Annotated in this window: 15 protein-coding genes, 4 tRNA genes and 1 rRNA gene; 17 read left to right on the top strand and 3 right to left on the bottom strand. The window is 43.2% G+C overall.

Going from position 1 to position 20,707, the window contains the following annotated elements; genetic code table 11:
- The 9 genes from rrf to OCV57_RS09315 form a co-directional block, all read left to right on the top strand.
- Window positions 1–85: ribosomal RNA gene (gene rrf / locus OCV57_RS14465) — 5S ribosomal RNA — on the top strand; the annotation flags it as partial.
- Window positions 86–90: 5 nt separating this feature from the next.
- A tRNA-Lys gene (locus tag OCV57_RS09280) sits at window positions 91–166 on the top strand.
- A gap of 73 nt (window positions 167–239) precedes the next feature.
- Window positions 240–314, top strand: a tRNA-Glu gene (locus OCV57_RS09285).
- 71 nt (window positions 315–385) lie between these two features.
- Window positions 386–462: transfer RNA gene (locus OCV57_RS09290), tRNA-Ile, on the top strand.
- Between the two features lie 13 nt (window positions 463–475).
- Window positions 476–551: transfer RNA gene (locus OCV57_RS09295), tRNA-Trp, on the top strand.
- 291 nt (window positions 552–842) lie between these two features.
- The gene (locus OCV57_RS09300; protein WP_267301293.1) at window positions 843–1,976 is read left to right on the top strand and encodes a restriction endonuclease-related protein; all 1,134 of its coding nucleotides are present in this window, start codon (window positions 843–845) and stop codon (window positions 1,974–1,976) included.
- Window positions 1,942–5,016: a pPIWI_RE_Z domain-containing protein gene (locus OCV57_RS09305; protein WP_267301294.1), complete on the top strand. Its 3,075-nt coding sequence runs from the start codon at window positions 1,942–1,944 to the stop codon at window positions 5,014–5,016. The genes OCV57_RS09300 and OCV57_RS09305 overlap by 35 nt, the downstream gene beginning before the upstream one ends.
- Window positions 4,964–7,492 carry a pPIWI_RE module domain-containing protein gene (locus OCV57_RS09310; RefSeq protein WP_267301295.1) on the top strand — a complete coding sequence of 843 codons (2,529 nt, stop codon included), beginning with the start codon at window positions 4,964–4,966 and terminating at the stop codon, window positions 7,490–7,492. The genes OCV57_RS09305 and OCV57_RS09310 overlap by 53 nt, the downstream gene beginning before the upstream one ends.
- A gap of 87 nt (window positions 7,493–7,579) precedes the next feature.
- Window positions 7,580–8,275 (top strand): hypothetical protein, encoded by a 696-nt coding sequence (locus OCV57_RS09315; RefSeq protein WP_022288253.1) that lies wholly within the window; start codon window positions 7,580–7,582, stop codon window positions 8,273–8,275.
- Here OCV57_RS09315 and OCV57_RS09320 read toward each other — a convergent pair.
- Entirely contained in the window at window positions 8,272–8,457 is a 186-nt protein-coding gene (locus tag OCV57_RS09320; protein ID WP_022288254.1) for a hypothetical protein, read from the bottom strand. The genes OCV57_RS09315 and OCV57_RS09320 overlap by 4 nt on opposite strands.
- A 234-nt stretch (window positions 8,458–8,691) precedes the next feature.
- On the opposite strand from OCV57_RS09320, the gene OCV57_RS09325 reads away from it, so the two are divergent.
- From OCV57_RS09325 to OCV57_RS09335, 3 genes are all read left to right on the top strand, one after another.
- Window positions 8,692–10,443: a 1-deoxy-D-xylulose-5-phosphate synthase gene (locus tag OCV57_RS09325; protein WP_267301296.1), complete on the top strand. Its 1,752-nt coding sequence runs from the start codon at window positions 8,692–8,694 to the stop codon at window positions 10,441–10,443.
- Between the two features lie 16 nt (window positions 10,444–10,459).
- A complete protein-coding gene (locus OCV57_RS09330) occupies window positions 10,460–10,996 on the top strand; it encodes a flavodoxin family protein (protein WP_022288256.1) in 537 nt (178 codons plus the stop codon).
- A 105-nt stretch (window positions 10,997–11,101) separates the two neighbouring features.
- Window positions 11,102–11,788, top strand: a complete 687-nt coding sequence (locus tag OCV57_RS09335) for a DUF2461 domain-containing protein (RefSeq protein WP_256320999.1) — start codon at window positions 11,102–11,104, stop codon at window positions 11,786–11,788.
- A gap of 434 nt (window positions 11,789–12,222) precedes the next feature.
- Here OCV57_RS09335 and OCV57_RS09340 read toward each other — a convergent pair whose 3' ends face one another.
- The gene (locus OCV57_RS09340; RefSeq protein WP_267301297.1) at window positions 12,223–13,152 is read right to left on the bottom strand and encodes an AEC family transporter; all 930 of its coding nucleotides are present in this window, start codon (window positions 13,150–13,152) and stop codon (window positions 12,223–12,225) included.
- Between the two features lie 284 nt (window positions 13,153–13,436).
- Between OCV57_RS09340 and OCV57_RS09345 the strand changes: the two genes are divergently transcribed.
- The 3 genes from OCV57_RS09345 to OCV57_RS09355 all read left to right on the top strand — a co-directional run bounded on the left by OCV57_RS09345 (window position 13,437) and on the right by OCV57_RS09355 (window position 16,112).
- Entirely contained in the window at window positions 13,437–14,345 is a 909-nt protein-coding gene (locus tag OCV57_RS09345) for a hypothetical protein (protein ID WP_267301298.1), read from the top strand.
- A 151-nt stretch (window positions 14,346–14,496) separates the two neighbouring features.
- Window positions 14,497–14,952: a CBS domain-containing protein gene (locus OCV57_RS09350; RefSeq protein WP_022288260.1), complete on the top strand. Its 456-nt coding sequence runs from the start codon at window positions 14,497–14,499 to the stop codon at window positions 14,950–14,952.
- Between the two features lie 26 nt (window positions 14,953–14,978).
- Window positions 14,979–16,112 carry a D-alanyl-D-alanine carboxypeptidase family protein gene (locus OCV57_RS09355; RefSeq protein ID WP_118164407.1) on the top strand — a complete coding sequence of 378 codons (1,134 nt, stop codon included), beginning with the start codon at window positions 14,979–14,981 and terminating at the stop codon, window positions 16,110–16,112.
- A gap of 243 nt (window positions 16,113–16,355) precedes the next feature.
- Here the strand turns inward: OCV57_RS09355 and OCV57_RS09360 are convergent, their stop codons facing one another.
- Window positions 16,356–17,012: an HAD family hydrolase gene (locus OCV57_RS09360; protein WP_267301299.1), complete on the bottom strand. Its 657-nt coding sequence runs from the start codon at window positions 17,010–17,012 to the stop codon at window positions 16,356–16,358.
- A gap of 231 nt (window positions 17,013–17,243) precedes the next feature.
- Here OCV57_RS09360 and OCV57_RS09365 point away from each other — a divergent pair, with 231 nt between their 5' ends.
- Both OCV57_RS09365 and clpB read left to right on the top strand, forming a co-directional pair.
- On the top strand, window positions 17,244–17,900 hold the full coding sequence (locus tag OCV57_RS09365) for a hypothetical protein (protein WP_117857815.1): 657 nt from the start codon (window positions 17,244–17,246) through the stop codon (window positions 17,898–17,900).
- Window positions 17,901–17,967: 67 nt separating this feature from the next.
- Window positions 17,968–20,589 (top strand): ATP-dependent chaperone ClpB, encoded by a 2,622-nt coding sequence (gene clpB / locus OCV57_RS09370; protein WP_138338094.1) that lies wholly within the window; start codon window positions 17,968–17,970, stop codon window positions 20,587–20,589.
- Window positions 20,590–20,707: the final 118 nt, after the last annotated feature.

A 20,707-nucleotide genomic window follows, 5' to 3' on the forward strand; every position in this document is an offset into this window, starting at 1 on the left:
TCCCATGCCGAACACAGTAGTTAAGCTCTTCTTCGCCGAAAATACTTGGATGGTAACGTCCCGGTAAGATAGGGTGCTGCCGACACCTATGCACCATTAGCTCAGATGGTAGAGCAACTGACTCTTAATCAGTGGGTCCTGGGTTCGAGTCCCCGATGGTGCACCAAATTTCCCGTAACGGGCAGATATATTTTTGCTCGCTGCGGTTTTTCTTTATATGCTGCAGCTCAGCATTATATGGCCCGTTGGTCAAGCGGTTAAGACTCCGGCCTCTCACGCCGGCATCGGGAGTTCGATTCTCCCACGGGTCACCAATATTTCCTCTCGCTTGCGTGAGGTCGTTATGCAAGCTTCTCAAAAAGCTTGCTATTTTTTTGCTCTATGTGGACCATTAGCTCAGTTGGTTAGAGCAACCGGCTCATAACCGGTGGGTCCGGGGTTCGAGTCCCTGATGGTCCACCACATTTTTTTATCTAGGGGTATAGCTCAGTTGGTAGAGCAGCGGTCTCCAAAACCGCGTGCCGAGGGTTCGAATCCTTCTGCCCCTGCCAGAGTGTTTTCTAAGTCGTAGACGTTTTGTCTGCGGCTTTTTTTGTTTATCTGCTACAAATTTTGCAGTATCAATTCGTATAAAGATACAAATTATTGGCAATTTATAAATAAAACTATTTACAAAATTATGATGTTGATTTAAGATATGAGTGTACACGAAAAACATCATATTTTGACATTAGGCAATAACGGTATTCATATCTGTTTTGCTTTAATTGGTATATCAGGTCGCTTTTTGATGTTTTTCAAAAGGTGGCTTTTTTATTTATATGGTAAAAGGAGTGGAAGATTTGAATGAGTTGGATTTTGACTTGATGGTACGATTGATAGCATGTGGGCTGTATGAGAAACGGCAGTGCAACGATAAGTATAGTTACAGTAGCAAGCTTTTTGCTGGGATAAATAGGCTTGCAGCTTTGGCGGCTGTGAATGAGCAATATGATATGCTCTCAGATCTCCATGAATGTGCTTTTATTGAGAATTATGCTGTGAAGCCCGTGAAAACGTGGTTTGAGAGGTGGAACAGTGATTTTGTCAAAAGTGTGGAAAAGTTTGACCTTTATCATACAAATGCGCTGATAGAGTTAAGTGAAAATCGTCGATATACTCTTACCGACGATTGTGTTGATCTTATTTCTGATTCAGAGAAAGATTACGCAAATGACTTGGAACAGCGTTACATTTATTCTCTATTGACTAACCTTACCAACGAATTGTATGTGGCTGTGCGTCGGTTTATTGTGGAAAATCCAATTTGCGCTGTTGAAAAAATGAGTGAATTTAAAATGGAGCATTGTCAAGACTTTAAGATGATAAATAAGATATTCTCGGAAGCCTACGAAAATGTTCCAAACGGGAGTTATGTTTGTCCGAAATGCGGCTGGACAATGACTTTTTATGGAGCACAAGCACAGTGCTGTAACAAAAGCTGTTTGAAAAATATTCCGAAAAAAGATGATTTGAAGCCATTGAGATTTCAGGACGGCAATTGGCGGCTTAGGCATGGTGTTATGAGATATATGTGTTTGCCTGGGCAGTTGGAGTTGAAAATACAGAAAATTGCAGAAAAATGTGGATGTGGGGCGGAACTATGGCCTGACAGAGATAAGTATGATGTAAAGATAACTTTGCCTGACGGGCAGGTTTGGGCTATTGACGCAAAGACCCACAGAAACCCTTATATGCTGAAAAAGAGCATTGAAAAGGACTATGTTTTTACTCATACTAAGGCGCAAAAAGTCTTTTATGTTGTGCCTGACGATTGTTTGACGGATTATCCTGATTATTGCAAGATATGCAATGATGCGTTAGCAAGCAATTTTCCTGATTCAATTGCTAAATGCGTTTCCATGAGAATTTTTTCAAAAGAGCTGAAAGGAGAGGTGGAAGATGTCAAGCTTAGAAACTATCAAAAGAAGTCTTAGAAATTATCTTCCAACTTCTGTGAATATTGATGATTTCATCAAGGCGGAAATGACCCTTGCTATTTTGGAAAAATGCAAGCCCGAGGGCGACCCCACAAAGGCGTATCTTCTGCTTCATAATTACAGCCTTTTGGGCGAGGTAGTTTGCGATGAAACTGCTTTTCTGCTTCAAAAAGTTCACAGACTTTTACATTCTTGCAGTTCAAAGATGAATTGGGCAAAGGTTCTTGAAAATTACCGCGATGCTCAGCCTGAGTTTTGTTTGTATATTTTTACAGAGAAGATCGAAAAGGGCAGCAAGGTCTTGAAATTTGCCCGAAACACCGAGCTGGCAGTTGAGCCTGACCGTGTTGATGTTTACTTCGACTATATCAGAAACCATAAGGAAGAAAAGCATTTTGGATACGCAAAAGGTGGGGAATACAGCTACAGCATTAAGGACAAGACAAGCTCCACTGTATATAGCGCTGATGTTAAAATACCTGACCGCACACCGCAAATGCCTGTAAGTCCTACGCCTAAGAAAATCAGAAAAAAGATAAGTGTTTCTACAGATGAGTTGCTTGCAAGTGCGGCTGAAATGGCTGAGAAAAAGCCTGATGATTATTGCTATTCTATACTCAAAAGCAACACCCTAAAAGCTGTCACAGAGGGCAATGTTAAGAGTGCAAACAGGCTTGAGATCGACAAGATAACAAATCTTGTGGGCATGGTCGGTTCAGGAAAATCCACTCTAATGAAAGTGCTGTCTTATCACCTTGCAAAGGCTGATAAAAAGGTCGTTCTTGTGCTTGACACTGTTTCAAGTGTGCTGGAGATGTGTTCTTATTTATCTCAGTTTGGAGTTAGTGTTTCACCTGTGATAGGCAGGGGCGGACGTGAAAAATACATTGATCAGGTGGCGAAAGCTCATGAAAAATATTTGCAAAATGAGTATTCTAAGTATCTCACTGCCCCTTGTATTATCGACGGCATGGCAAAAAATAAGAGCGACAAAAGTTCTGCTCCAATGTTTGGAAACGAGCCGTGCAGGTCGCTTATGAAAAATAAAAAGCACTATAATTGCCCTTATATGGATATTTGCCCTGCGGTGAGAATGTACCGAGATGTTTATACGTCAAATGTTATCGTGACAACTGTGCAGGGGCTTGCGGCAATAAGGCTTCTTGGGGATAACAAGCTGTTTTTGGAATATGTGCTGGAGCAAGCTGACCTTGTGATATTTGATGAATGTGACAAGGTACAGAAAACACTTGACGAGTTTTTCACACCGTCAGCAAGCTTTGATAAGTTTAGGCAGAATGCGGCGATTTTATGCAGTGAAGTCATGAATATGGATACAGAGGTACTTGAGAGCTTGGACGATAATGAAAAAGAATATGTTGATAAGCTTTCTATTTCTGTTAGGGTTTGTATGGCAGTTAGAAATGCTATAAACTCTTACGGCAGCAAGTGGCAGACCATACTTAGCAGGACGTTTTCGGCTGAGATACTTTATAACAGCCTTTGCAAAGATAATAAGGGCAATAAGTATATATCTGACAAGGCGTTGGCTCATATGCGACGTGTGACCCTTGGAATGGATAATGATAAGGATATTGAGTATTTGATGATGCTTGTACTATCTCAACAGAAAGAAAGTAAGAAATTATCCGAAGCATTTAATGATTGGCTCACGGACAATAACTGTAAGCCTGACAAGACTTTTTCTGACCATATCAAGCTTTATCTTGTGGTGGCGGCGTTCGATAATTACATCAGGGAGATAAGCGATTCCTATTTGTTTTTGCCGTATGAGCGGAAAACACAGCAGGAGCTTACTGACTTTTTGTCTACACGTTTTACCGCACAGCAGAAAATTCTCCCTTCATCTGCAATGGGTAATCTTTTCGGCATGAAGAACGACCCGCAAAAGGGGCTTATTCTTTACCGTCAATACGCATTCGGACGTGCGCTTATGGACCGTATGCCTTGGCTTCGGCTCACGGAGGAGGGTCAGCCCGCAGGACCTAATGTGCTGATGCTTTCAGGGTCAAGCTGGGCGGACGGCTGTTTGCAGTATCACGTCAATGTGCCTGTGAAGTATCTTCTTGAAGCGGAGGAGTGGAAGCGCAGGAAGATAGCGGAGTCGAAAATGATAGACCTTGGAACTGCAATAAGGGTTTCAGGCAGTGGCAGTGAAGAACGTGAAGAAAACCTTACAGAGGTCATAAAAAAGATAATGGGGACGATAGAAGCAGAGCTTCGCTCTGAGGGAAAACTGCTTATGATAGTGAACAGTTACAGTGAAGCACAAACTGCGGCAAATTATCTCAACAGACTTTTGTCGAATGAAAAGACGGTGGCATGTATGTGCAGGGAAGCAGATGAATTTGACGAGAACATGATACTCAGGAGCGAGATAGCAGACTTTTCAGATCATTCGGCTGATATAATGGTAGCTCCTGCGCAGGCGATAGAGCGAGGTTATAACATTGTTGACAAGGACGGTCATTCGGCATTTGGAAGCGTATTCTTTTTGGTGCGCCCAATGGAAGTTCCTGACGAGATATCTTCAAAATGCACAAAGCTAAACGGCTTTCTTGAAAGGCACTGTGTTCTGTCGGTGAAGGAAAACGCTTTTGACAGGGCGGCAAAGCTTCGCAGTGAAGCCACAAGGCAGTGGTCGCTCATGGAACGTCAGGGGAAAATGCAGTTAAGCTCCCTTGACCCTGTGATGAAGCTTGACGTAACGGCAAGCTTGTTTGTGCTTATTTTGCAGATATTCGGACGGCTTTGCAGGATAACGGATGAGAGCAAGCCTGCACCGAGAGTTTATTTTGCGGACGGAGCTTTTCGCCGTTCTGAGAAAAATACTGCGGGCTACGACCTACTAAACGAGCTTATAGATTATCTTGACAGCATGATTGACAACAAAGAAACGGGAAAGATAGCAGAAACGCTTTATCAGCCGTTTTATGAAGCATTCAAAAAAGGAGTTGAAAAAAATGAATTCGCCGATATATCCGATGACATTTATTCCGAAGAAGAGGAATTTTAAGCTGTATTATCTTGCTTTTCCAAAGCCTTGGAAAGAACTGCTCATACAGTTGCAAGTTTCTGCCTACAAAAAATACGATCCGGAGTATTATATGAAGCTGTTCGGTTTGAAAGCATGCCTGAACGGGTGGCTTGACGAAGTTGTAAACGTGGGCAACATGAAAGCAAATTCTGATGACAGCAGGTGGTTCGTGTCTTTGAACGAGCCTGATGTTCATAAGATATGCAAGATAATGAAAATATGGGTCACGGCAGAATATGAGCTGAATGATAAGGCAACCTCGGAAACAAAGGCGATAGCAGAAAAGTTTAAAAGAGAGATAGGCCCTGATGTGCTGAGATATGGTATCACCTCGGAAGAAGTATGCCTTTTCAACGAGGACGGCACTGCGGCGGTGGACTATGCCTTTGACGCCTTTGCACTGTATGTGGCGAACTCTCTTAATGGAAAGACCATACCCCTTTTCGGTCAGAAGCTTACGTTCAGCAATTGTGGCTTAAAAAAGCTTGTTAGCCAGCCTATAGAATATGATAAGCAATATTATTCCTACGGGCTTGAATTTTCAGTTCAGACAACTCCGCCCCAGCGCGAGTGTATGCTTCTTGTTTTTCCAAGCGTGAAACGCTTTGTTTCAAATGCTTGGAAAAAGAAGATATACCTTAAAGAGAACATAAACGCTCTTGTGAAAATGTCTGAAAATAAATACAGAGTTATGAAAATGAAGCAGCAGCGAAAAAATATTGATAAAGAAAAGACAGAATATTTTCGTGATTGGAACTATGCTGACATAAACTGCTATGGATTGTATCATAGTAACTCAAATTTTCCTGCCGCTGAGGAGGTGCTTAAACACCCTGAAATTTATGTGGGCAAAAATGCGAGATCGCAGATACTTTTGCCTTATAAATTTGGCATGGATTTCACTAATATGAAAATTGGCACAGGCGTGTCAGTAAAGGAAAAATGTGAGTTTTATCATCAGCTGACGCCGCTTCTGAAAGATATCGCAGAGCCTATGGGTGAGGTGCAGTCTGTGCGGGCGATACATTATAAAAAACCTGACAAAAAGCAATTTGAAGTGGCTGATATCCAAAAAATGCGCAGAGAAAGGCTGAAAGTCTGCACGGGCAGGGATAAGATCACTCTCGAGATATACGGTCATGACAGCGACGAGCCTTTGAAAAACGCTATTATGGAGGATATCTGCCAGTATTTTGGCGACACGGACGGCTCAGATGTGACAATAGAGATAGAAAAGCGCAGTATAGGCTCTCTTGGGGATATGATGAACGGCAAAAGCTATGAAGACCACCTTTTGCGCATAAAAAGGGTGCAGGAATGCGTTGAGAAGTCGGCTGAGATAAAGGGCGCGGTGGTTATCCTGAAAAACACTTCTGGGGAAAAGGGCGACCCGAAAGCCGCACTGAGGGCAGGTTTTGCGGACACAAACCGACTTACGCAGTTTATTGTCCCTGACGTTTTAGATGAGAAAGCTAAGGATAAGCCTTCAAAAAGCAGGATACATGGAGCGGTGCTGGATATTTTCAGACAGTTTGGATACACGGAATTTGCTGACAACAGAAACACAGTGAAAAATCCTGCCTGCGCCGCTGATGTGATAGGTGTGTATGCTTATCAGACTTTAAGACCTTTGTGGGCGGCTGAAAGCAAATCGCCAGTGTTGACGGCTAAGTGCCTGCCTGCGTATGTGACTTTCAACGCACGAAGCGGACAGGTAAAAGCCGAGTGCGGTCTGTTTGATGAAAGAGAGCTTTCTTATCCCGAAGCGCTTATTGCTTTTTCAAAGCTTTCAAGAAAGGACGATTTTGTAGACAAGTGCAATCAAGTCGCAAGGGGTGGATTTGTCACTAAGCTTTTGGGCTTGAGAGATCTTTATAAGGAAAGCGACGGACTTGTGCTTGTTTCTTGCAATGGTTTGACAAGAAATTTGTGGCATGGAATATCTGACACAAGCATTTCAGGCTACAATATGAAAAAGGCTTTTATTCCTGAGAAAATAAAGATAGGCAATTCTTATGCTGAAAGAACGGAAGCTTTTACAGACTCTCATCTTAGGATTATCCGTTTAAGAGAGGGCGTAAGCACTTTGGAAGTGCCTGATTATTATACTGAAATAAATGCAAAGGGCGAATTTAAGCAGGCTTCGGGAGTTTATCGCAGAAAAGATGTTTTCTGGGGAATAGAATCACGCCCTGACAATATTGAATATAGAAATAGCTATAAAAATTGCAGGGCGGATAATCCAATAAAAAGCTTTGACGAATGCGCCCTTATGGAATATTATCCTCTGCAACTCAGGGAGGAGGACGACCCTAAGCAGTGGGTGGGATATGCAAATCTACTGAGAGAGCTTATGCCTGAAAATCCCTCCAGGCAATCTGTCCGCCTGCCTGCGCCGTTGCACCTTGCCAAACTCATGAGCGAATATTTTCTCCTTTGCGACAAAGAAAAATAGTCTTATTTACCTCAAATGGGAACATAATAGAATATAATAAAAGCAGTACCGAAATGCTTGGCACTGCTTTTAAGAAAGGAAATCCATATGATATACAAAATAACCTTGTTTGACGCCAACTGTCCCTCTTGCACAAGCGGCACAGCTTCGTTTTTTACTGAGGATATCGACGAATTTGAACACAATTATTTTTCTGATGAAAATGTGGAATCGAACCAGCTTGAAGCGCAGAAACAACGCTATTTCCGCAGTAAGGCAGGGGAAATTGTCACCGACTATTACTCCGATGACCCTGAGCTGAACATTTTTCAGTATGCAGAATATGGCACTATCGAAAAGCGAAAGACTTTTCATTACGAGGACAAGATCTTTGAGCTTCACAACGGATATTTAATTCCTTATCCTATATACGCCGCAGAAGCTATTGTCGAGCTGGCGCAGATAGCGTTTAAAAAGAACCCTGATGAGGAGGGTGAAAAGTATCTTGTGGCAAGATACTCATTGAGGGGAGTGTGCTGTAAAGACACTTTTGGGAGCGATAAGGATAAGTTCGAGGACTGCACCCCTTATGGAAATCCTATTATCAAGACCTGCTATCCTGAAGATCTGCCGTACAAAGGTGAAAAAGAAATCTATTCTGATTGCAAACTGTCAACATTTGCATGGGTGGAGCTGTATCAAAACTGTTTCAAGGGCGACAATGTCAACGGCTATGAGATAGAAGAGCCTACAGAAGAACAGCTTGCGTGGATAATGCGTGATATTCCAGGGGAGGCAGGCTAGTCTGCAGTGATGACACTGCCTATATCAATGTCGTTTTCTCTGAGATATCGGTCAGCTATTTTCAACCATTTTTGTGTGCCGTCAGAGCTTTCGATCAAAACACTGCACATGAGTTCGCTGTCCTCCGGTATACCCTCGCAGCCGTAATCCTCCTCACTTATGTCTATAACTTTGTATTTCATGCTTTCAAGACCTTTCCGGTGTGATATTGGTGATACTATAATTATAGCACAGCATTAAATTTTTTCAAGAGAAATATACTAAGCACGGCACATGACCGTGCTTTTTTGCTAGGTTGATTGTTAATAAAATGTAAAATATCTCTACAACCTGTTGACTTAGAGCTAACTCCAGGTGGTACAATATAAGTAAGCTAAAGCTAAGAAAAATTATAAGTGAAACAGGAGGAAATGAAAATGTATCTTGAAAAAATAAACTCACCTGCTGACGTTAAAAAGCTCACTGTTGATGAAATGACAGCGCTGGCTGAGGAAATGAGAAAGGCTCTGCTTTTCAGGCTCAGCAAGCATGGTGGACATTTTGGCCCTAACTTCGGCATGGTGGAAGCCACTATCGCAATGCACTATGTTTTTGAGTCCCCTAAGGATAAGATAGTTTTTGACGTTTCACATCAAAGCTATCCACATAAAATTCTCACAGGCAGAAAGGAGTCCTACCTTGACGCTGACAAGTTCGATGATATCTCAGGCTACACAAACCCAGAGGAGAGCGAGCATGACTTGTTTACGGTTGGCCATACTTCCACTTCTGTGAGTCTTGCAAGCGGTCTTGCAAAGGCCAGAGATCTCAAGGGTGAGGAGGGCAATGTTATCGCTGTTATCGGCGACGGCTCTCTCAGCGGTGGCGAAGCTCTGGAGGGTATCGACTTTGCAGGGGAAATGGATACAAACTTCATAATCGTTGTGAACGATAACGATATGTCTATCGCAGAAAACCACGGCGGTATGTACAGAAATCTCAAGCTTCTTCGTGATACCGAGGGCAAGGCTGAATGTAACCTTTTCAAGGCAATGGGTCTTGACTATGTTTTCGTTAAGGACGGCAACGATATTCCTTCGCTTATTGAGGCTTTTGAGGGCGTAAAGGACAGCAAAAAGCCAGTTGTTGTTCACATTGTAACACAAAAGGGTAAGGGCTATGCTCCTGCGGAAAAGGATAAGGAAACATGGCACTGGCATATGCCGTTCGACCCTGAAACAGGCAAGTCCCTTTACAATCCTGAGGGCGAGGATTACAGAACTGTTACCTGCAATTATCTCCTTGAGAAAATGCAGGCTGACAAGTCCGTGTGTGCTATAACCTCCGCTACTCCGACGGTTTTCGGCTTCACTCCTGATGTCAGAAAGAAAGCAGGCAAGCAGTTTATGGACGTGGGCATTGCGGAGGAACACGCAATGGCACTTGCCTCAGGTATAGCAAAGAACGGAGGAAAGCCTTTCTACGGTGTTTACAGCTCGTTTATACAGCGTGCCTACGACCAGCTTTCTCAGGACGTTTGCATAAATAAAAGTCCTGTTACAATAGCTGTTTTTGCGGCTTCGGTTTACGGCATGAGTGACGTTACTCACCTTGGAATTTACGATATACCGATGATATCAAATATCCCTGAGCTTGTTTATCTTGCACCTGTAACAAAGGAAGAATATCTTGCAATGCTGGATTGGTCCCTTGAACAGAACGAACACCCTGTTGCAATAAGAGTTCCTGCAAGCCTTGTTTCAGATGGCAAGCCTTTCACAAAGGATCTTTCAAAGCTCAACAAGTATGAGATGACACAGAAGGGCAGTCAGGTTGCTGTTATCGCACTGGGTTCATTCTACGGCTTGGGCGTTGAGGCTGCAAAGCTTATCGAGGAAAAAACAGGTGTCAAGGCTACTGTAATAAACCCTTACTACATCACAGGCATTGACAAGGAAATGCTTGAAAGCCTTAAGGCTGACCACAAGACCGTTATCACTCTTGAGGACGGCGTTCTTGAGGGCGGCTTTGGCGAGAAGATAGCAAGATTTTACGGCGACAGTGATGTAAAGACCCTTTGCTTTGGTCTTGAAAAGAAGTTCTATGACCGCTATGATCCTGCCGAGGTGCTGAAAGAAAATCATCTTACCCCTGAGCAGATAGCTGAGGACGTTATAAAAACTCTTTGATCTTTGAGGTGACAATATGAAAAATATACTTGTTATATCCGCAAGCCCTAGAAAGGGCGGAAATTCCGACGTGCTTTGCGATGAGTTCATAAAGGGTGCACAGCAGGCAGGACACAAGGCGGAAAAAATATTTCTCAGGAACTTTAAGGTGAACTACTGCACAGGCTGCGGCGTTTGCAACAGCACTCACAAGTGCGTGCAGAAAGACGATATGGCGGAGATAATGGACAAAATGGTGAACGCTGACGTTATCGTTTTTGCAACGCCTGTTTATTTCTACACCATGGACGCCCAGCTCAAGACACTCATTGACAGAACAGTGCCGAGATACACTGAAATGGTAAATAAAGAAGTGTATTATATACTCACTGCGGCTGATACCAATGCCGCTAACCTTGAAAAGACAGTTGAGAGCATAAGGGGATTTACTCTTGACTGTCTTGACGGGGCTGTTGAAAAGGGTATCCTTTACGGCACAGGCGTGTGGGACAAGGGCGAAGTGCAGAGCAGTGCACACATGAAAACCGCTTACGAAATGGGACTTCATTCATAAAATCCATTTGGAAGAGAGCTTGCTTTGGCAGGCTCTTTTTTCTTGATTAAAAATGCAAATCGTGATATACTATAATAAGTTTAGAAACATCAAGGAGAGAGAAAAATGCTATTTAGTGAAGAGGCTATCGGCTTTTTGTTTGAAAATCATACGAGAGATAGTAAGGATTGGTTCAAGGAGCATAAGGCGGATTATCACAGGCTCATAGAAGAGCCTTTTGCGGAGCTTATCACTGCGCTCACGCCTATAATGAACGATATTGACAGCAGGATAGTATGCAACCCGAAAAAGATATCAAGGCTTTACAAAGACGCACGTTACAACAAGGGCGGACCGATATTCAGAGAGAGCGTGTGGTGTTCTTTGAAATGCCAGCGCGACAAAAGCGAATATCACCCCATGCCTGAGTTTTATTTCTATATCTCTACCCACGGTTTCGGCTATGGTTGTGGATATTACAAAACCGACAGAGAAAGCATGGACGAAATGAGGGCGATGATACTTGCAGGTGCGCAGGAATATAAAAAGGCTTACAAGGCGCTGAAAGACAACAGCAAGTTCGTTTTGTTCGGTGACGAGTATAAGCGTGACCATTTTCCAAATGCCAGCCGTGAGGACGCTTTGTGGCTCAACAAAAAGGACATAGGCGTAAGCTTTGACAGTGAAGACCCTAAGCTGCTTTTCAACGTGAACTTGCTGGACACAGTATGCAGTGACCTTGCTTCTCTTGGAGATGTATACAGATTTTTTATGAGGGCGGAGGATAATATTTTGCAGAAAAAAGTAAAATAGCGGAGAAATTGTGTCTTGTTTGAGAATGCTTTCTGACAATTTTGTGTAAAACGCTATAAATTTTCTGGTTGTTTTATTGAAATATACAATTTATATGCTATTTGTTCAAAGAAATATTGACAGTGAATTAATTATATGTTATACTTTTATTATCCGAGGCACCGATGAAGTAAGGTGTATACTATGGGTGGATAAAAAATTATAAAGGCAAGACGTTTGAAATCTTTTGAACGGTGTTGTCATGAAGGGGATCAGTGTGTGCGGCAGGCTTTTTATAGAATTACCTGCGGTGCAGCAAAAAGAGTGATAAAAAAATGCTCTCCGAGGTTTTCGGAAAGCATTGCAGAGCGTAGCTTGTTTATCTTTTCACAGCCTGTGCAGCGAAATGCTGACAGGTCTTTTTGTTTATATGGATATGTTTGCTTAGGCTGACTTTAAATGTGATATGTAATTCTGTCGGCAAAGATAGTTATAAGCGGCAGAGTTACAGCACTGAGAATAGTGGTGACTGTAAAGATCTCTGAGGCTGTTTTAGGGTCCTTGTCAAGGTTTACAGCGAACATTGTACACATGGTCGCAGCAGGGCAGGCGGCGGCTATGGTAACTGTCATAAGAACTATCGGAGGAGGATCAAGTATCCACGCTGCAAAGAAGCCTGCCACAGGGAGTATTATGAGCTTGCACAGTGAAACGTAGTAGATACGGCGGTTTTGAAGGGCTTTCAAAACGTTGGTCTGTGCGGCTGTTGCACCTGCTATCACCATGGCGATAGGTGTGTTCATATCTGCTATGTACTGCAAAGCTGTTGCAGGAACTTTCGGCAGTCTGATATTTGTAAGATAGCAAATAAGACCGACCACAACGGCTATAACTGACGGTGAGATAAGGGCTTTCACAAGAGAAGAAAAGTCACGCTCGCCTTTCATTGTCATAAGTCCGTGCGTCCAGATAAGGACGTTGAAGAACGTAAGATACGCTGTAAGATACAAAACGCCCTCTGAGCCGTAAATGCCGTTTATAAGTGGTATGCACATGAATGCACAGTTTGAATATATTGACGAAACACGCTCCACCGCAAGGTCGGGAGTCTTTTTTCTTATAAGAACATAGGTGAGCAAGATAGTCACTGCATAGGATATCGCTGACAGCAGAAAAGACCACAGCAATCCATGCACAAGGGTCTTGTCATATTTTGACTGATAGGACATGAATATAAGCACAGGATTGATTATATTCAGTGCGAATGAGGACAACTGTTTTGTACCGTCCTTTGTGATTATCCCTTTTAAATAGCAAAATGCGCCTATAATAAGGATGATGAACATTATTATTATTTGGTTTCCGATTATCAGACCTGCTTCCATTTTTACTTCCTCTTTCACATATATTTTTCTTCTTTAGGTGTTCTTTCGTCAGAATACCCAAATATTATATCAGACTTTTGTGAAAAAAGCATGAACTCACAGTATACATTGATAGGGGATTTTTGTGATTTTTATGTGCGTAAATAAGGTAAAATAGCAAATAACTCACCGATCTTTACGCTATGCCTTATCTCTTGACATAAAAGTTTAAGGGGTGTATAATGTTAAGAGCAGTATTGTCTTGAAAAAGAAATATAGTACATGGTCTGAAAGGATATTTACATATGGATATAAAGAAAATATGTGCGGCTCTCTGCGCTTGCGTGGTATGCTTGTGTGCAGCGGGCTGTTCAAAGGATAGTAAGGACAGCTCTTCTGCCACAGAGAGCAAGGCGAACGTTTCAACAGCCGACAATGCCGACAGCGCAAAGTCTGAGGACAGCAAGGGTGACGAGAGTGATGCGGATAGTAAGGTATTGAACGAGCAGGGTGAGCTTATTACAAAAACTGCTGCGATCTTTGACGGTGACTACACTCTGAAAACGACCTGCACAGAGGCCGACGGCTCAAAGCAGGAGGTAGTAAGAGCCAAAAAGGGCGGAAACATCTATCTGAAAGTCACATCGGATATAGGTACCAGCGGATTTATCTATGTTGACGGAGCAGGATATGATTACGATAACGTGACCGGTGTTTATCACAAGTCAGACGTGACGGAGCTTGACGGCGTCCTTGAAAGCATAGTCAAGCAAAACCTGCCGAGAACCTATGGCCATATAAACAGTGATGAGGCTGATGATTTCGATATCGAGGAGTACACTTATACGGGCGACACATACATTACTGCTATCGACCTGTATTTTGATAAATCTGACGGAAGCTTAAAAAAATACACGCAGACCTTTACCATTGAAGGCTCAGATGATACAGTTTCAGAATACACTGTTGACGAGCTTTCGGGGGAAGCTGACGACAGCCTGTTTGACGTATCTCAGGCGACAAGTCTTGTGGACTTTGACAGTATGTCAGAGGATCAGAGGCTTGGCTATTGTCAGGGTATCTTAAACAAAGCAGGCGTTACAACAGACGATCTCAGTGCAGGGGGATATCAGACGGACGATCTTAAGACTATATCCTATGACAGCTTTGTGAGCCTTGTTTACACATACGGCTACAAGTCTGCACAGCAGTAAGTCAAAATGCACAATTTCAGCGTGGAGATTTGTTGAAAACGCAGGGCGGAAAATGCCCTCTCTATGCTTTACTTGTATGCGTTTTTTTGGTATAATTATAGGTGCGGTCTTTACCGCATAAAAACGTATGCTTACAAGAGGATATATATAAATGAATATACTAAAGTTTTTGAAGCCGAAGGCTTGCGTGGATTTTGTCTATGATGACAACACAGCAAGGCAGGCCCTTGAGAAAATGAAAAATCACAGCTTTACCGCTGTGCCTGTTATCGACCGTGAGGGCAGATATGTAAAGACCCTTGCAGAGGGCGACTTTCTGTGGTTCATGCTCAATAATGGCATTCAGGATATGCGTGAGCTGGAGAAATATAGGATAAGTGAGATAACAAGACGTGTTAGAATGAAACCCGTCTATGTTTATTCTACTATCGAGGATCTGATACTTCTTTCAATGGATCAGAACTTTGTGCCTGTTATTGATGACAGGGAAGTTTTTATAGGTATTGTGACGAGAAGAGATATACTTAAATATTGTCACGATACTCTTAACGAGTATGAAGCGAAATATGGTCATAAGGAAGAAAAAGAGGAGATAGGTGCAGTATAAGCACTAGGAAAGGAATTGTTGTAAAAATGAAGAGGACAAACAAAAAGGGCGGTGCAGCTATAGTTGCTGTGCTTATAGTTATAATGCTTGTGGCTGTTGGTTCAGCGGCATTGGTGGTAACAGGAAGATATACCATTCAGGCAAGCAAGGTGGCAGACGCGGTTGTTAAGGTGAACAGCAAACCTGAGGAAAGCTCTTCTGAGGAGGTTTCAGAGGTTGACGACCTTTCATCAGTTGTGGAAGAGCCTGTGAGCAATTATCCTGTGAAGTCTGCAAATTATCAGGATATAAATATAAAGGGTATGACAGCAAACTCAGCTATACTTGTTGACGCTGACACTAATGAGATAGTTGCAGGTTATAATTACGAGAAAAAGGTATATCCTGCTTCTCTTACAAAGATGCTTACGCTTCTTGTAGCCGCAGAGAATATTCAGGATATGGACGCTACATATAAGTTCACAAGCGATGATATCGACCCTCTTATCGAGGACAACGCATCAAGAGCAGGCTTTGAAGCCGGGGAAACTGTTACAATGAAAGACCTGCTTTATTCAGCTATCCTTGTGAGCGGTGCTGACGGCACAACAGGTCTTGCAAACGCAGTTGCAGGCTCAGAAGAGAAGTTCGTTGAGCTTATGAACGCTAAGATCCAGGAGCTTGGTCTTACCGGCACGAAGTTTGTGAATGCAAGCGGTCTGCACAACAAAAATCATTATTCCACAGCGCAGGATATCGCAGTTATCACAAAGGCGGCTATGGATAACGAAACTTGCCGTGAAGTGCTTACAGCAACAAAGTACACAACTTCAAAGACAAAACAGCACAAGGACGGTATCGAGCTTACAAGCATCGTTGCACAGAGAATTGAGGGCTACTATGTGGATTGTGACGGTGACGGCGAGGCTGACGACGGTATAAGCATCGAGGGCGGAAAGACAGGCTTTACCGACGAAGCAAAGTACACCCTTTCAACTATACTTGATGATAACGGACACAAATATATTTGTGTTACAACAAAGTCTAAGGATGAGCTGAAGTCTGTTGAGGATCAGATAGCTATTTATGAAAAGTATCTGGGTGGCAAGGCTTCTGATAATAAAGACAAGGACAGCAAGACGGACACTGACACGTCTTCTGTTTCTGAGGTCGAGGATTAATAGATAGGAAAAATAAATGCGGATATCTCGTGGAGGTATCCGCATTTTTGTATTTTATTTTGCAAATCAGTGTAGTCAGTGTAGGGGCGAACAGCGTTCGCCCGTCGAAGTGATAAAGCTATCGGTTTTACTATCCCTATGTAGCGTTTGTGTCAATTCGTGTAACATTGTATCAATTTTTATAGCGTTTTTTTACAAAAAGCGGGCGAACAATGTTCGCCCCTACATGAATTGGCAGAATATTCATCTTAAAAGCTTTTGTATCACACCTATGACCTTGGAAAGGTCATCACAGCAGGCATACAGAAGCTTTTTTGTTTCCTCGTCAGGCTGCGAAAGGTCGGGTATCATAATAGGTTTGCAACCTGCGGTGTGGGCGGAGCGTATGCCGTTTGGTGAGTCCTCCAGGGCAATGCACTCGCTAGGGTCAAGCCCCAGCTCCTTTGCGGCGGCGAGATAAATATCAGGGGCAGGCTTGCCGTTTTCTATCATGTTTCCGCAGACAAGTTTGTCAAATCTGTCAATGATATTTATAGAGCTGAGATACAGCGTGGTGCGCTGGAGGTCGGTGGCGGTGGCAACGGCTTTTTTCAGCCCTGTGCTGTCGAGATAGTCAAGGAGTTCATCAAGCCCCTTTTTCTTTTCTATACCGTTTTGCCTGATAAACTCGTTCATAAGCTCGATACGCTTTCCACGGACTTTGTAGTAATCAAAATCCTCTCCGAAAATGCCTTTAAGATGTGGGATAGCATACTTCGCTGCAAGAGAGCGTATGCCCAGAACGTGTTCCTTTGTCATTGGATAGCCGTAATGATTCGCCGCCTCACACCAAAACCTTGTGAGCAGTTTTTCCGTATCTATCATTAGTCCGTCCATATCAAATATAACGCCTTTGAGCATTTTTATCACGCCTTTCCAACTTGGTATCTGTTATTATATCACACTTTTGACAAGTTTTCAATAAAACTGCACAAATTAGAGGCGCGGAACATACATTCTATTGTGCATCTATATAATTCGCAATTAAAATTATATAATCCTATTGACAAATTATTAGAATGTGGTATAATAAGTACAGTGATAAAAGGCGACGCCATATGGGAGCGCCTTAAAGAAAGGAATGAGAGCAAAGTGAACAAGAGCGTGTATAGTCTGGTGCTTGCAGACGATGTGGTGGAGGCTATTGACAGACTGGCATATTCCATGAATACCAGCCGTTCAAATCTGATAAATCAGATTTTGGCAGAGCGTGTCCAGCTTCTCACCCCTGAAAAAAGAATGCGTGAGATATTCGCTAAAATAGAACAGCTTATGGACAGCAGGTTTCAGACCCTTAATCAGCCCTCTGACGCTATGATGTCTATAAAAAGTCCTTTGAGATATAAATATAAGCCGACCATACGATACAGCATAGAGCTGAGCCGAGATTTTCACGGAAAGGTGGGGAGGCTGAAAGTATCTTTCAGAACTCAGAGCACACAGCTCATTTCAATGCTTGACAGCTTTTTTAAGCTGTGGGCAAGGCTCGAAGAAAAATATCTTTCGTATCTTTTCACTACTGGCGTGCCTTATGAAACAGCCGAGGGCAGATTTACAAGAGATTTTTACGCACCGCCTCAGTCGGAGCTGACCGACGAGGATATAGCGAACGCTATCGGTGATTATATAAGCTGTATGGACAGCTGTATTCAGCTTTACTTTGACAACGCCGCAGAACCTGAAACGGCGGCAAGAAAGGTATCTGAAATGTATGAAAGATATCTGAAAAAAGGCGTTGTCGTTCTTTAAACGGTGGGCGGTGCATTCCGCCTGCTGTGAGCATATATCTTTTTAAGATGATAAGGGAGGTAATTTTATGAACGCTCAGAAATTGACACAGAAATCATTGGAAGCTTTGCAGGAAGCGCAGAGCATTGCCTCAAGAAACTCAAATCAGGCTGTTGACCAGCAGCACTTGCTGTTGGCTTTGCTTTCACAGGAAAACGGTCTTGTGCCGCAGCTTTTTGTAAAAATGGATATCGCCCCTGAAAATATAGAGGCGGCTCTTACAAGAGCAGTTGACGATATACCTAAGGTGCAGGTAGGCGGACGTGCGCAGGACTCTGTATACATTTCAAGCGACCTTGACAAGGCTTTTGCGGAAGCCGAGTCGGAAGCTTCAAGAATGAAGGACGAATACGTTTCAGTTGAACATCTTGTTATGGGCATAATGGACAGCCCTAACAGCGCTTTGAAGGAAATATTCAAGACCTTTGGTGTAACAAAAACAAAGTTTCTGAAAGTTCTTCAAGCTGTAAGAGGAAATGCTCAGGTAACGAGCCAGAACCCTGAGGAAACATATGACGTGCTGAAAAAGTACGGTCAGGACCTTGTGGAGCTTGCAAGACAGAATAAGCTCGACCCTGTTATCGGCAGGGACAGCGAGATAAGAAACGTTATAAGGATACTTTCAAGAAAAACAAAGAACAACCCTTGCCTTATTGGTGAGCCTGGCGTTGGTAAGACCGCCATTGCAGAGGGCCTTGCTCAGCGTATCGTCAGCGGAGATGTTCCTGACAGCCTGAAAGACAGACAGGTTTTCTCACTTGATATGGGTGCGCTTATCGCAGGCGCAAAATACAGAGGCGAGTTTGAGGAGAGATTTAAGGCTGTCGTTGAGGAGATAAAGAAGTCTGAGGGCAGGATAATCCTCTTTATAGATGAGCTTCACAATATTGTTGGCGCAGGCAAGTCAGACGGCGCAATGGATGCAGGCAACCTGCTGAAACCTATGCTTGCAAGGGGCGAGCTCCATTGTATCGGTGCAACGACTCTTAACGAGTACCGTCAGTATATCGAAAAGGACGCCGCTCTTGAAAGACGTTTCCAGCCTGTTATGGTTGACGAGCCGACAGTTGAGGACACTATCTCTATACTTCGTGGTCTGAAAGAAAGATACGAAGTGTTCCACGGCGTAAAAATTCAGGATCAGGCGCTTATTGCGGCGGCTGTTCTTTCAAACAGATATATTACAGACAGATTTCTCCCTGATAAGGCTATCGACCTTGTGGACGAAGCCTGCGCACTCATCAGAACGGAAATGGACTCAATGCCTACAGAGCTTGATGAGATAAGACGTAAGATACTCCAGCACGAGATAGAGGAAACTGTCCTTAAAAAGGAAACTGATAAGCTTGCAGTTGAACATCTCCATGAGGTGCAGAAAGAGCTTTCAGAAATGCGTGAGCAGTTCAATGAGATGAAAGCTAAATGGGAGAATGAGAAGTCTGCTATCTCTAAGGTTCAGAAGCTCCGTGAGGATATCGAGCAATGCTCAAAGGATATTGAGAGAGCAGAGCGTGAATATGACCTTAACAAGCTTGCAGAGCTGAAATACGGCAGAATGGCTGACTTGCAGAAGCAGCTTGCCGAGGAAGAAGAAAAGGCAGAGAAGTCAAAGACAAAGAACACTCTGCTAAGAGATAAGGTAACAGAGGAAGAGATCGCAAGGATAATCTGCCGCTGGACAGGTATCCCTGTTGCAAAGCTTATGGAGGGCGAGCGTGAGAAGCTTCTCCACCTGCCTGATATCCTCCACGAGAGAGTTATCGGTCAGGACGAAGCCGTTGAGCGTGTGTCTGAGGCTATCATGAGATCACGTGCCGGTATCGCAAATCCAAATCAGCCGATAGGTTCGTTCCTGTTCCTTGGTCCTACAGGCGTTGGTAAAACAGAGCTTGCAAAAACTCTTGCGCAGGCATTGTTTGACGATGAGAACAATATCGTTCGTATAGATATGTCGGAGTACATGGAGAAATTCAGCGTAAGCCGTCTTATCGGAGCGCCTCCGGGATATGTAGGCTATGAGGAGGGTGGTCAGCTCACCGAGGCTGTAAGAAGAAAGCCTTATTCAGTAGTTCTTCTTGACGAGATCGAAAAGGCTCACCCTGACGTTTTCAATATCCTTTTGCAGGTGCTTGACGACGGACGTATCACAGACTCACAGGGCAGAACGGTTGACTTCAAGAACACTATCATAATCCTTACTTCAAACCTTGGTTCTCCTTATATTCTTGAGGGCATCACACCTGAGGGCGAGATATCTCAGGAAGCAAGGGACAAGGTGGACGCTCTGCTGAAACAGCAGTTCAGACCTGAGTTTCTTAACAGACTTGACGATATAATCTACTACAAGCCGCTTATGAAGACAGAGATATACAAGATCGTTGACCTTATGCTTGCAGAGCTTGGCAAGCGTCTTGAAGACAAGAGGCTCAGCATAGAGGTAACAGACGCCGCTAAGGAAGCTATCGTAAATCAGGGTTACGATCAGAACTTCGGTGCAAGACCTCTCAAGAGGTTTATCCAAAGACGTATCGAAACTCTTATTGCAAAGAAGATCATTGCAGACGAGCTTGAGCCTGATTCTATCTTGCAGGTAGATTATGACAAGGACTTCGTTGTGAACGTTATCTATAATACTGTTACAGAAGAGTGATAGTATTATGCCAAAGGGCAGCTCCGAGAGGGGCTGCCCTTTTTTGTGGAAAAAGAAGGTTTTAATTTATTTTAGGTTAATAATAAAAGAATTATCTTGTTAATGTTTTGGTAAGATA

The sequence above is a fragment of the Hominimerdicola aceti genome (genome assembly GCF_025567495.1).
Classification (GTDB): Bacteria; Bacillota; Clostridia; order Oscillospirales; family Ruminococcaceae; genus Hominimerdicola; species Hominimerdicola aceti.

What these genes read in the sequence shown, in the direction of transcription:
- OCV57_RS09305 (WP_267301294.1), top strand. Translation starts at nt 1,942, where the DNA reads ATGTCAAGCTTAGAAACTATCAAAAGAAGTCTTAGAAATTATCTTCCA.
- OCV57_RS09310 (WP_267301295.1), top strand. Translation starts at nt 4,964, where the DNA reads ATGAATTCGCCGATATATCCGATGACATTTATTCCGAAGAAGAGGAAT.
- OCV57_RS09315 (WP_022288253.1), top strand. Translation starts at nt 7,580, where the DNA reads ATGATATACAAAATAACCTTGTTTGACGCCAACTGTCCCTCTTGCACA.
- OCV57_RS09320 (WP_022288254.1), bottom strand. Translation starts at nt 8,457, where the DNA reads ATGAAATACAAAGTTATAGACATAAGTGAGGAGGATTACGGCTGCGAG.
- OCV57_RS09325 (WP_267301296.1), top strand. Translation starts at nt 8,692, where the DNA reads ATGTATCTTGAAAAAATAAACTCACCTGCTGACGTTAAAAAGCTCACT.
- OCV57_RS09330 (WP_022288256.1), top strand. Translation starts at nt 10,460, where the DNA reads ATGAAAAATATACTTGTTATATCCGCAAGCCCTAGAAAGGGCGGAAAT.
- OCV57_RS09335 (WP_256320999.1), top strand. Translation starts at nt 11,102, where the DNA reads ATGCTATTTAGTGAAGAGGCTATCGGCTTTTTGTTTGAAAATCATACG.
- OCV57_RS09340 (WP_267301297.1), bottom strand. Translation starts at nt 13,152, where the DNA reads ATGGAAGCAGGTCTGATAATCGGAAACCAAATAATAATAATGTTCATC.
- OCV57_RS09345 (WP_267301298.1), top strand. Translation starts at nt 13,437, where the DNA reads ATGGATATAAAGAAAATATGTGCGGCTCTCTGCGCTTGCGTGGTATGC.
- OCV57_RS09350 (WP_022288260.1), top strand. Translation starts at nt 14,497, where the DNA reads ATGAATATACTAAAGTTTTTGAAGCCGAAGGCTTGCGTGGATTTTGTC.
- OCV57_RS09355 (WP_118164407.1), top strand. Translation starts at nt 14,979, where the DNA reads ATGAAGAGGACAAACAAAAAGGGCGGTGCAGCTATAGTTGCTGTGCTT.
- OCV57_RS09360 (WP_267301299.1), bottom strand. Translation starts at nt 17,012, where the DNA reads ATGCTCAAAGGCGTTATATTTGATATGGACGGACTAATGATAGATACG.
- clpB (WP_138338094.1), top strand. Translation starts at nt 17,968, where the DNA reads ATGAACGCTCAGAAATTGACACAGAAATCATTGGAAGCTTTGCAGGAA.